Below are 12,069 nucleotides of genomic sequence, written 5' to 3'. Positions count from 1 at the left end.
GAGCCTTAAAACTAGCAGACGAGAGAGTGCCTAATAAGATATAGCAAGCCCCATACTTCAAAACAGTAAAAAGCGCATTAAATTAAGGATTTTTCAAAATATCTAAACTTTTAATGAGAATGACTTGCATTTGCATTTATTTGATATTATAAATAGTAATCATTATCAAATACGAAAGGTTAGGACCAATGCGCATCAGCATTAATGACATTTATAACGAAGAAGGAGAAGTATCATCACTGATGTCTGATGCTTTTTCAGGGTATAAAAATACCTATCAATTAATGTCTGGCTTAACTTTAACGCAGCAAGAAATTAAGTGCTTTCAAGACACTGTATTTTTTGAAAAGGCTGAAAGAGGAATTTACTTTTCTCTGCTAGGAAAGCAATCAGTATACTCTCCAGCTGATTTGGATTCCTTACAAGTCTCGTACTTTGATAATGATGTCGCAGGTGAGTTCGAAGTAAAAGCAGATGAAGTTCGCAGTTTAGTACAAGTTCATTTTGAACCTGAGCTTTTGGCTAATGCGCTTAATGAGAAACAAGCTGGTCTAATCGGTTTTTTAAAGACGCTTATGCATAAGATTGCCCCTACAAAAAGTGTGGTTTGTTTACCGATAACCAATAAAAGCCATACAAATATTAAGCCATTAATCGAAAATAACGCTCAAAGGCAACTGAGTTTGGTGGGTCAGATCTATGCTTTTGCATTTTTAGCACTAGAACAGATGCAAACCTTGTCTCACATGTTGTCCTGCAATGATTGCCAAAGTAAACTATTCAACGTGCAGAATTTGCTAGAAGCAGATATTGGCATAACGAAAGAACTTACTGAGTTTGCATACCAAGCAGGTTTAAATGCTGATGCCTTAGAATTAGGCTTTTATCATCTTGTTGGTCAAACGGTTACCCAATACCGAGATCAAATAAGATTAAAACGTGCCGCGGCTATGTTACGTACTGACCATTATTCGCGATCTGAAATTGTAGCGAAAACCGGTTTTTCTGAAGACCAGTTTGAAGCTATGTTTATTCGACAGTTTGGCGTACCTACAAATCAGTATGGTCAAGTACATTAAGTTCTTAAACATATTTCTAGAATACGTTTTTAGAACCATTTTATGGCCCAAGTTTAGGCCAAATAGTTAGGAGAGTTAAAGTGTCACCTGATACACCTATTGCCATTGTTTATGGAACAGATACAAACAACACAGAAGAAATTGCTCATAAAATTGCGAAACAATGGACAGAGCTTGGACATACAACAGAAATTTTTAATATTAGCGACATAGATGCTGATACTTTAGCTCAATATGAGTTTTTGATTTTAGGTATTCCTACTTGGGACTTTGGCGGTATTCAGTCCGACTGGGAAGACATTGGTGAAGATCTAGCTGCACTAGACCTAAAAGGCAAATTGATTGCACTTTACGGTTTGGGTGACCAATTTGGTTACGGCGATTATTTCGTTGATGCTATGGGCTGGATTTACGAGCACCTTAAAGATTCTGGCGCTACCTTTATTGGCACTTGGTCTACTGAAGGCTATGACTTCACTGCATCAAGAGCTTGTATTGAAAACAATGATCAATTTATCGGTCTAGCAATCGATGAAGATCAACAATTTGAACTCACTGACGAACGTGTTGAGCAGTGGGTCATCCAACTTTACGCTGAAATGATGGCTGAAGCTGAATAGAAGATCTATGACTGGCGCATTGATAATGCACTGAGGCAAAACGACTCATAATTTGGAACTCCACTCATTCGCTGCCCCGAATGACCAAATTCGCCTTATATCAATGTTGGTCTTTATTGAGCCCATCGTACAAGTGTGAAGCACGCAGGCAACCTAAACTCTCCTGCCAGGTTGCCTGCGTTTTATTATCTTGAATTTAGTGTTAAATATGAAAATAGCATGGCTTTTTCATAAAACCGTTTACTTCTTCTTTTTATTTATCATAACCTTAAGCAACTAAAACTATTTAATTGCATCTATATGAACCTATCTCTATCAGATCTCGTTATTCTATTTTCACTTGGACTATTTGTTTATCTGTGGTGGTTAGGAAAAGCAGTGAAAGAAAGAGCAATTCCTCAAGTAAAACAACATTGCAAGAAATTCAATGTTCAGTTGTTAGACGACACTATCTCTCAAGAAAAGACACGTATTGTTTGGCATAAAGGTCAAATTAAAATAAAGCGTCAATTCAGTTTCGAGTTTACCTCAACTGGCGAAGCCAGATATCAAGGCAACATCAGCTTCATCAACCAGAAGCTTGAAACCATTAATCTAGACCCACACCATTTTTAAAACCGTATAAAACGATAAACCTCTCTATAACGCTCTTCTTCAAACCTCTACTCTTTTACATTGTGTGCACCAAGTTGGTTCACACAATATATTTTCATATCTCAAGACATTACTTAGAAATCAAAATAATCAATATTATTCAATATTATTCAATAACTTAAACACCAACCTCATTATATTTCTCAGACTGGTATAGCTATTGCTTAAAGAGTGTAAACCCACATTCACATAAGCCAAGTGCCTATGTCGAAAGATCAAGGAGAATATATGAGGGTATTTCATCCTGGCATGACACTTGTGTCATCGCTTCCAAGCCCATTCAGGATTACGTTAATCACATTTCTTACCTGTATTTGTTTTTTACTGATTTTATATCCAAACCAACAAAATCAAATTTTCATTAGTCTTTTTGTTTTAATCATTCTGCTCTACGTCAGTCTTTCGGTACTTTACTTAGGCCAGCAGAGACTTTCTAACATCAGCAATCATATTCAGGATCTAAGTCAGCTATCAACCATTGAACTATCCAGTAATGATAGTGACTTTAATGAATTAGTAACACAAATAAACTTGCTAATACGACAGTTAGAAAGAAAAGATCAATTAATTGATAATTGCGCCAGTGAAACGCAATACACTGCGGATGAACTTGGTCAAGCCTCCACCCATCTTGCACAAGATGCTAACCAAGAGCACCTCACTCTCAACGCCATAACAGGCACAGCTGAGGAGATGAATACGACAGTTACCCAAATAGCCAAACAAATAGAAGAAACCAAGTCTCTTGCACACGCAACACAAACCGCATCCAAACAAGGCATGACTGCGGTTAATACATTAACAAGCGCATTAACTCAGCTTGATAATGAAATCAAAACGAACAAAACCAATATTGAACAACTTGAGACAGATGCCCAAAACATCCAAGACTTTATCACTAACATCACTCTCATTAATGATCAGATAAATCTACTTTCTCTCAATGCTGCTATAGAGTCGGCCAGAGCAGGTGATGCAGGCAAAGGTTTTGCTGTTGTTGCCAACGAAATAAGGTTATTAGCCACACGAACCCAGCATGTCACAGAAGAGATCACAGGTCTGATAGGCCAAGTAAAGACGCAAGTACAAGTATCTAATAACACAAGCCAGCGTATTAATGAATTCAAACATGCCAGTCAACAAGCGGCTAATACCACAGGCAAGCAGTTAGAGCATATTCAATTAGCAGCTAATCAAACTCATGATGCTGCATTTATCGCCAGTGCATTTGTTAACGACTTTAGCAAAGCCAATGATGATCTGTGTTTACGCTTGCAAAATATCGCAACCTTAAGTGAAAAAAACAGCCTGTCTAGCCGTGATACACAAGAAATGGTGACTTATCTAACCTGGCTTTCCAAGAAACTCGGATCTCATAAGGAATAATTTATGCCTTCAAGCCCTATTCTGTTCGCCTTATTAATAGGTTTATTTACTCTTTTTGCATGTTATCGACTTTATCTTGCCCGCAGACAAGCGAAAGCAAAAAGCTTACGAGGCTTATCTGCCCTCACTCACATAATTGATATTATTAAGTTAACACAACAACACAGGGGCCTTTATGCAGGTCGACTTAATGGGCAAAATGTCAGCCAAGCAAACCTCAACACAATCAGAACCCAAATTGATCGACATTATGATCAATTAATAAATTCACCAGACAAAGCTCTGAAGCGCCTTATTCGTAAATCACATCAGATGTGGGGGGCTCTGCTAATAAACCCAACACAAGATGTAAATAAAAGCTTTCATTTACACTCTAGCCTCATACAAAGACTTTTGGATTGTTTATGGGATATAGCTGATGAGTATGCTCTCACCTCACACACAGATCAGAATATACAAAACTTGGCTAATGACCTTGTAAGAACCCTGCCTAAACTAACAGAAGCAATAGGACAAGTAAGAGCAATCACATTACAAGTCACCAATACCAAGTATTGTTCAGCAGATAAAAAGCTATTGCTCTTGTTCACTTTGGGGAAAATACAACGAGATTTGAGCCAAGTTAAGCCAAAACTGCAAAAGCAAAGTTATGATAATTTAGTCGCATTCATCGAAGAAATAACCAAATCAGTTGAAGATCAAGCTCTCAGTAATCGTAACCCAGATTCTTTTTTTACTGAGGCTAGCTCTCATATCGATATCATTTTTAATAATATTCAATCAGGTCTAAAAGAATTAAAAGCCCAAGTATTATTAGAACCTAAGCATAGAAAAAGAGTATGAAGACTATTGCTTCACATATTTTAGTTGAGACAATTTAACGCCTATTTCAACATCTGTTTTAAGCAGTGCTAATGACCTACTCAGTTTGCATTGCTCTAGCCCTCCTTCTAACATTTGCTTCATTTTTGGCTCAAATGTGTCAAGGTTTTGATAGATGGCTTCTACTGTATTGGCCTGTGCCAATACCTTTACTGCTGTTTTTGGACCAATGCCTTTTACTCCAGGGATTTTATTTGTCGTATCTCCCACTAAAGCCCAATAATCCCCTAACATTTCGGCACTCACACCGTATTTTTCATATACCCATTCTTTGTCATATCCCAACCTTGCAAAGTAGTCATATTGCAAAATATTGGTATCACCTAAAAGCTGAGTAAAACCTTTATCTGTTGAAATAATATAAGATTTAATATCATTTTGAGCCGCTTTGAATGCCAAGGTTGCAATTAAGTCATCCGCCTCCCAGCCTGACAATCTCAATGCTGGCACTTTATTAAAACGAAATAGCTTGGCAAATTCAGGCATGGCATTCAGAAGAATATCATCCATGGGAATTCGACCTAGTTTATACTCTGGGAAAGCCCTATGACGCCATGTCTGGCCATTAGAGTCAAAAACAACAACCGCATAATCTGGGTCAAATTGATGTAACAAGCGGCTCAAAGCATCAATGCTCGTACTTTGTGTACGTTCAATACGCCGAACAGGATCCATCTCTTTTTCTAACGCGGCATATAAACGTCTAATTAGATTTAGCCCATCAATAATTAAAAAACGCTTCTGCACCCACTACCCTTATTTTTAGATTGATTAATGTACATGGATTATCAAGTACAAGAGTGAAATAATATCCAAATCTTGGTTCTGATTTTTACCAATTAAACTGACATCCATATCGACATATATAAGGAAATATCATGCGCTTTTACTACATTCCGGTCTGCTTATTATTGATCGCTCCTTTTGAATTGGCTGCTGCAAACACAATAAAGGCAGCCATAGGCCTAAACAGCAGTCAATTAATTGAAGAGCTTGATCAAGAAGCAGAACTATCCTTAATGCCTATTGAGGGCAGCATCATACCACTCATTAACACCCAACCAATAGATTTAGGCCGAATTTATGATCAAGGTAAAAACTGGCAAAGGCATATTAATCAGCCAGTTAAAGTAATAAACCGCCACAATGAACAAGCTTATGAAGGACGTTTATTAAGTAGTAATCACGACCTCTTTGAATTATTGGTTGCAGGACACGTTATGCAACTGCACCTCTCAGATTACAACCTAGTCATGGACTATCAAGCGGCAAAGTTAACACCACTGTTTTCTTTAAATGATAAGTTCACTTATCAAACCTATGATCTCAGTTGGCAGCCACAGCTTAGTATTTTTCTTGATAATGAGTATGCAGTCTTAAAGCAGAGTGCCCTAATTCAAAATGCATCATATAAAGATCTCATCTTAGCTCACCCTATTCTGCAACTTAAACAACACCATCAAGCTCCTCAACCCAGCATGAAAATGGCTAGAGGATTACAGCTTAGCGACATGGCCACAGAATCCTCAGGGGTTGATTATGTAAAGAATGAAATTACTGTTCCAACCAACCAAGACATTCGATTAGGTGCAAGACAAACTCTTCTCTTTCCATTTAAAGAGCAAAAGCTAAAGTTAAATCAAATACGTTCAGTTGCTGAAATACACCCTAATCCAAGATCAAAAGTTCAGCACGAAATACAATTTGAACAAAGAGCAGATTTGATTTTAGAGCAAGATGCCATGCCAGGAAGTTATCAAACCTTTTGGCAGTATAAAGATTATTTACTTCCAGCTGGCATTACCCAGCTCAAGCATTTAAGACAAGGTAACCAAGTCACTCTCAAGATAAACCAAAGCCAAGACATCAAAGCTGAATTAACCTTGATAGAAGCAAGCTCATTAAAGTTACCCTCAAATCAAACTTGGCAACTATCACTTAGTAACCTATCTAATCAGCATCAGAAAATAGATGTTTTTCATAATGCCAACGGCCTTATTGATGATTACCAAGACTTATCTAAACAGCCTTTGACCCAATTAGAAATGCGTTCTGCATATAGACTCAAATTAAGCTATCAACTTGTACCAAATGAAAAAGTTAACATCAAATATAAGTTGAACCTTACTCAATAAACGGACACAGGCCTCTACATTAAGTATTACATTTTAGACATATCTGATATTCCATTTTGCCAAGTGCCAGATAAGTGCAATCTAAGTATCATTATCAGAATTTATTTATCCGAAATTAATCGAGCTGAAGTATTCATATGAAAAAGACCATTATCGCCTCTCTTGTCACCCTAGCTACGGCTTCTAGTATGAATGCCCAAGCTGAAAACTTATTAGACGTTTACCAACTTGCTAAAATCAACGACCCAGGCTTACGCTCTGCCGCCGCTTCTTATGAATCTGAAAAAGAAGGCGTTGTGATTACTAAGGGTAACTTATTCCCTAATATTTCATTTGATGCTGACCTTGGTTACACAGATACCAGTGCGGACGCTGGCGACTCTGATACCAATACTAACTCTCTCAAAGTCAGTCTAGATTACCCTATTTACTCTCCCGCCCTTGGCTACGCGGTTGATTCGGTTGAAATTGGCCTAGAAAGCTCAGGTGTGAGCTATACCAATACAGAAGAAGACTTGAGCTTTGAAAGTATCTCAGCTTACTTTGATTTACTCACTGAAATGTCGAATCTCAACACAGCAAAACAACAAGCTAAAGCAACAGCCAGCCAGCTTGACCAAGTGAAACAACAATATGAAGTGGGTCAGGTTGCCATTACTGATCTTCATACAGCCCAAGCTGAATACGACTCAAACATCGTTGATATTATCAGTGCTGAAGCTGACATGATTAATGCCCAAGAAACCTTGCGTCAGTTAACAGGCAAGCTCATCACTGATGTACCTGACTTATCTAAAAACTATCCCATTGAAATGGAAGCAGGTAAGACAGCGAGCTTTTATGTGGATCTTGCGAAAAAGCAAAACAACGACATAAAAACCTTGGCTCTGGCTCATGACTCTGCTTTGACTAACATTGAGATTCAAAAGTCCAATGGCCGTGTCCCTACGGTGACCGTTTCTGGTAGCCTTACTCGCTCTGATCGCGACACATCACCAACCTCAAGTGGTGATGGCGATAGTCTGGCGGCATTTATAGGGGTTAATGTTAGCATTCCTCTTTATCAAGGTGGTGCAATCAACGCGCAAGTGAGACAGTCTGTTCATGATGCCGTTGCCGCTGAAGAGAACCTAGAAGATCAATTACAAACAACAGAGCTAGCGGTTCGCTCTTTGTACCGAGATCTAAAAACGTCTGTAGCGCAAATTGCCGCACAGAAGCAACTTATTATCTCGAATGCCAGCTCATTAGAAGCCACACAAGCAGGCTATGATGTGGGCACTCGTAACATTGTTGAACTACTTGATGCACAATCTGATCTGTACAATTCTCAAGGCACACTTGAGCAATTAAGATACAGCTTTGCGGTAAAACAAATGTCCTTGCTTGAATACACTGGCGAGCTTGATGAAGAGAAGATTAAAGAGCTAAATACTTGGTTAGTTAACTAATTTTTTCTTTTATCTAGATATTTACCCTTTAAAAGGATGCCAATTGGCATCCTTTTTTATGTCAGGCCTAAACAATCATTTGAAAAGCCTTAAGCAAAACAAAAATAGCGAAATTCTTAGTTACGCTTTTATTTCAAGAGGCTTATAATAATCGCCATTTTTACAACTGGAATTGATGAGTCTCTTATGTCTGAAATCAGAACGCGTATCGCCCCATCACCAACAGGTGATCCACATGTAGGAACCGCGTACATCGCTTTATTTAATATGGCTTTTGCTCGCAAAATGGGCGGTAAGTTCATTCTTCGTATTGAAGATACAGACCAAACTCGTAGTACACCAGAATCAGAAAAAATGATTCTAGATGCATTACGCTGGTTAGGTCTAGATTGGGCAGAAGGGCCTGATGTTGGTGGCGAGTATGGCCCGTATCGCCAAAGTGAGCGTGGTGATATTTATGCAGATTACGCCAAAGAGCTGATTGAAAAAGGTCACGCTTTTTACGCGTTTGAAACAGCTGAAGAGCTTGATCAAATGCGAAACGAGCAAAGAGAACAAGGTCTTCAACCTAAATATGATGGTCGTGCTCTTAAGTTAAGCCAAGAAGAAGTACAAGCAAAGCTAGATGCTGGTGTCCCTTATGTTATCCGCATGAAAATACCAGAAGAAGGTATCTGCCGCGTGCAAGATATGCTTCGTGGCGAGATAGAAATTGATTGGGCTCAAGTTGATATGCAAGTTCTGCTAAAAGCAGATGGTATGCCGACTTACCACTTAGCCAATGTTGTTGATGATCATCTAATGAAGATCACCCATGTTATCCGTGGTGAAGAATGGATCAACTCAGCCCCTAAGCACATTTTGCTATATCAATACTTTGGTTGGGATATGCCAACACTGTGTCACATGCCTTTGTTACGTAACCCTGATAAGTCAAAGCTATCTAAACGTAAGAACCCAACAAGCATCCTTTACTACCAACGTATGGGTTACCTTGCTGAAGCTGTTGTTAACTATTTAGGACGCATGGGCTGGTCAATGCCAGATGAAAGAGAGAAGTTCTCTTTAGATGACATGATCGAACACTTTGATATACAACGTGTTTCTTTAGGCGGCCCTGTTTTTGATGTAGAGAAACTTAGCTGGCTTAATGGTTTATGGATTCGTGAAGACTTGAACCCGCAAGCTTTTGCACAGAAGTTCCAAGAGTGGGCATTAAACCCTGAATACCTAATGCAAATTCTGCCTTTGATCACACCTAGAATTGAGAAATTCTCAGATGTGGCTGATGTCGCAGGCTTCTTCTTAAAAGGTCACTTAGACATTAATGCTAGCAGTTTTGATGGCCTTAAACTTGAAGATGAAACTTTAAGAAAAGCATTGCAGTTTGCTACATGGAAGCTTGAATCACTTAGCAAATGGGAAAAAGACGAAATCTTTAATGCGATGAAATCCCTAGCTCAAACCATGGAAATCAAACCTAAAGACTTCTTTGCACCACTATTTGTTGCAATAGCCGGCACAACATCTTCAGTCTCTGTCTTTGACTCTATGGCCATTCTTGGGCCAGATATCTCAAGAGCAAGACTAAGAGCCGCTGTTAACGCTGTTGGTTCACCCTCTAAGAAAGAAGGTAAGCGCTGGGAAAAAGAGTTCCAAGCACTTTAAGCTTCGGGCTTATAGATATAAAAAAACCGGCATAAGCCGGTTTTTTTATATTTCATCATTAGATTAGACAGTGGTAAATACGCGTGTCTTACTATCAAGATGATCAACCAAATTATGAATTTGGTTAGTATTATCAGCAATAGTCGTAATTGAATCTGTGTCTGCTTGTAGCTGTTGAGCAATATTATCCATATCTTCACTCATATGTACGGCAGTTTTAGACACTTCCTGAATAGACTGAGCCATATGATTGGCTGAATCAGCACCGGTTCTCGCGTTAACTTCGATCTCACGCATCGCCTGCTCTGCTTTTTCACCCGACTCTTCAATAGCAAGAAGGTTTTCTTGACCATTCTTCATCGTCGAGATCGCAGAACTTGTAGAGGTTTGAATTGTGCTAACTATGTCAGTGATTCTTGCAGTAGCATCAACTGTCTTCTCCGCAAGAGAACGGACTTCATCGGCTACAACAGAGAAACCTCGACCAGCTTCGCCTGCTCGAGCAGCCTCAATAGCCGCATTGAGCGCAAGTAGGTTAGTTTGGTTTGCCAAATCATTGATCATAGAGATCACACCATCAATGTCTTTAGACAAACGACCTAACTCATTTAGTTGATCACCTGTTTTATTAACAAATCCGACGGTTTTAGACAGATTGAATAGCGCTTCTTTAATTGTCTCTGCACCATTTTTCGCAGACTCATAAGTATCTTTAGACTGAACGCTTAGTGTATCTGTTGTATCTGAAATACTTGAAATGGTTGTTGAGATTTCTTCTGTTGCAGCAGCTAAAGAGTTAGTTTGAGTATTGATCGACTTGTTACTGTCAGCAATATTAGATACTGCTGTATTTAATTCAGAAACCATGTCATTAACTTCTGTCGTGGTTGTCACCACATCACTTAATACTGAGCCTAAGCCACCCGTCATTTCGTTGACAGAGCCACAAAGTGCATCAAACTCATCATTTCTTTTCGCATTAATCGAAAGTCTAGCAGTTAAGTCGCCTTCTTTTACCTTCACAAGATCACGAATGATTTGATTAAGTGTTTTGTTAACACTTTTACCAATACCCATCATCATTAAGCCCGCAAATACAGCAACAAGGATACTCACACTAATCAGGGTAAAACTTGCTTGTTTAGAACTGTCTTTCGCTAAGGTTTCAGCACTTATGATTAAACTTTTTAAATAATCTGACGCAGCTGAGCGGTTGGTTGCAAACTCAGCTTTCTGCTCTGCAAAAACTTGCTCAGCATCAATCGTAATTGTATTTTGAACCGTTAGCTTTTCAACTGAAGCTAAGTAAGCCTTAATACTTTCACCAAAACGCTCTTCCAAACCAAAGTTTTTTACACGCTTGAAAAAGCTATTATATTTTTCAAGAAAGTAAGCTCGGTTATCTTCAGTTGTTTCAAAAATATAGTTTTTCTCAGCTTCACGAACAGGCAAGAATTCTTGCTTCACCAAACTTAGAAAAGAAATTTCACCAAGAACAACTTCACCAAGAGAAGCGATTTCTCCTTTAATACCTGATTGGCCATCAAAGCCAAGAATATGTCTTTGGTGAACAATATTGGTTAACGAGTTAGAGTAACTTTCTAAACTTGCTTTAGCCGTTTCAAGTGTTGCTCGGCCTTCTTCTGTACCTATCTCACTAATATTTTGATCTAAACTTACTAAAAACGTTTCCTTGTTTGAATTAATCCCTTCGATATACGACTCATAATTATCGTTATTAATAGTCAGTACACCCTCATACTTTTTCATCATAGAGATGACAAGAGCATCAAGGTTACTTTCTATTTGAGAGAGATTTTGAAGACGGGAAGAAGTGGCTTGCTGAGTATTTAAACCATTTAACGCGACTAAAGTGACTACGACAAAACCACTTATAGCACAAAATAGTAAAATGGTGAGCTTTGCTCTAAAGCTGAGATTTACCAACATATTGCATTCACCTGATTAAGCTGCATTGAATTGTTACACGACGTTACATTAAATAATCTTTTTAGACTAATGTCTAAGAAGGGTAACCCATGCAATTTAGTATCGAAACAATTTTTTTAAACTTAACAATATTTTTTTGTTTAAATAATATTATCGCAACAAACTCCGTCTTGTAATTAAAAAAACCTTTATGTTCAGCACTCTATCCTTAGTACTTGGTAACAGGTTATCAAAATCTTTTCTA

At 38.4% G+C, this 12,069-nt stretch carries 10 protein-coding genes; 8 read left to right on the top strand and 2 right to left on the bottom strand.

Features of this window, described 5'->3' with window-relative positions; all coding sequences use genetic code 11:
* The first annotated feature begins 188 nt into the window (after window positions 1-188).
* The 5 genes from OA91_RS12475 (at window position 189) to OA91_RS12455 (ending at window position 4,582) form a co-directional block, all read left to right on the top strand.
* A complete protein-coding gene (locus tag OA91_RS12475) occupies window positions 189-1,079 on the top strand; it encodes a helix-turn-helix domain-containing protein (protein ID WP_063338702.1) in 891 nt (296 codons plus the stop codon).
* A gap of 80 nt (window positions 1,080-1,159) precedes the next feature.
* Window positions 1,160-1,699 carry a flavodoxin gene (locus OA91_RS12470; RefSeq protein WP_052702337.1) on the top strand — a complete coding sequence of 180 codons (540 nt, stop codon included), beginning with the start codon at window positions 1,160-1,162 and terminating at the stop codon, window positions 1,697-1,699.
* 300 nt (window positions 1,700-1,999) lie between these two features.
* Window positions 2,000-2,314, top strand: coding sequence for a DUF3301 domain-containing protein (locus OA91_RS12465; RefSeq protein WP_046019007.1), 315 nt, complete (start codon window positions 2,000-2,002; stop codon window positions 2,312-2,314).
* A gap of 267 nt (window positions 2,315-2,581) precedes the next feature.
* Window positions 2,582-3,739: a methyl-accepting chemotaxis protein gene (locus OA91_RS12460; RefSeq protein WP_063338701.1), complete on the top strand. Its 1,158-nt coding sequence runs from the start codon at window positions 2,582-2,584 to the stop codon at window positions 3,737-3,739.
* A 3-nt stretch (window positions 3,740-3,742) separates the two neighbouring features.
* The gene (locus tag OA91_RS12455; protein WP_063338700.1) at window positions 3,743-4,582 is read left to right on the top strand and encodes a hypothetical protein; all 840 of its coding nucleotides are present in this window, start codon (window positions 3,743-3,745) and stop codon (window positions 4,580-4,582) included.
* Between the two features lie 3 nt (window positions 4,583-4,585).
* Here OA91_RS12455 and xni read toward each other — a convergent pair whose 3' ends face one another.
* Window positions 4,586-5,368 carry a flap endonuclease Xni gene (gene xni / locus OA91_RS12450; RefSeq protein ID WP_063338699.1) on the bottom strand — a complete coding sequence of 261 codons (783 nt, stop codon included), beginning with the start codon at window positions 5,366-5,368 and terminating at the stop codon, window positions 4,586-4,588.
* Between the two features lie 131 nt (window positions 5,369-5,499).
* Between xni and OA91_RS12445 the strand changes: the two genes are divergently transcribed.
* The 3 genes from OA91_RS12445 (at window position 5,500) to gltX (ending at window position 9,875) form a co-directional block, all read left to right on the top strand.
* On the top strand, window positions 5,500-6,756 hold the full coding sequence (locus OA91_RS12445; protein WP_063338698.1) for a hypothetical protein: 1,257 nt from the start codon (window positions 5,500-5,502) through the stop codon (window positions 6,754-6,756).
* Window positions 6,757-6,893: 137 nt separating this feature from the next.
* Window positions 6,894-8,207, top strand: a complete 1,314-nt coding sequence (locus tag OA91_RS12440) for a TolC family outer membrane protein (protein ID WP_063338697.1) — start codon at window positions 6,894-6,896, stop codon at window positions 8,205-8,207.
* A 186-nt stretch (window positions 8,208-8,393) separates the two neighbouring features.
* Entirely contained in the window at window positions 8,394-9,875 is a 1,482-nt protein-coding gene (gene gltX / locus OA91_RS12435; RefSeq protein ID WP_063338696.1) for a glutamate--tRNA ligase, read from the top strand.
* 63 nt (window positions 9,876-9,938) lie between these two features.
* On the opposite strand, the gene OA91_RS12430 is transcribed toward gltX, so the two are convergent.
* A complete protein-coding gene (locus tag OA91_RS12430; RefSeq protein WP_046016861.1) occupies window positions 9,939-11,825 on the bottom strand; it encodes a methyl-accepting chemotaxis protein in 1,887 nt (628 codons plus the stop codon).
* Between the last annotated feature and the right edge of the window lie 244 nt (window positions 11,826-12,069).

This window comes from Marinomonas sp. SBI8L (assembly GCF_001624705.1).
Lineage (GTDB): Bacteria > Pseudomonadota > Gammaproteobacteria > Pseudomonadales > Marinomonadaceae > Marinomonas.
Note: the sequence above shows the minus strand (reverse complement) of the source record. Positions and strands in the feature narration are given on the sequence as shown.

Coding starts and splice junctions, on each gene's coding strand:
- OA91_RS12430 (WP_046016861.1), bottom strand. CDS start 11,825: ATGTTGGTAAATCTCAGCTTTAGAGCAAAGCTCACCATTTTACTATTT.
- gltX (WP_063338696.1), top strand. CDS start 8,394: ATGTCTGAAATCAGAACGCGTATCGCCCCATCACCAACAGGTGATCCA.
- OA91_RS12465 (WP_046019007.1), top strand. CDS start 2,000: ATGAACCTATCTCTATCAGATCTCGTTATTCTATTTTCACTTGGACTA.
- OA91_RS12455 (WP_063338700.1), top strand. CDS start 3,743: ATGCCTTCAAGCCCTATTCTGTTCGCCTTATTAATAGGTTTATTTACT.
- OA91_RS12445 (WP_063338698.1), top strand. CDS start 5,500: ATGCGCTTTTACTACATTCCGGTCTGCTTATTATTGATCGCTCCTTTT.
- OA91_RS12460 (WP_063338701.1), top strand. CDS start 2,582: ATGAGGGTATTTCATCCTGGCATGACACTTGTGTCATCGCTTCCAAGC.
- OA91_RS12475 (WP_063338702.1), top strand. CDS start 189: ATGCGCATCAGCATTAATGACATTTATAACGAAGAAGGAGAAGTATCA.
- OA91_RS12440 (WP_063338697.1), top strand. CDS start 6,894: ATGAAAAAGACCATTATCGCCTCTCTTGTCACCCTAGCTACGGCTTCT.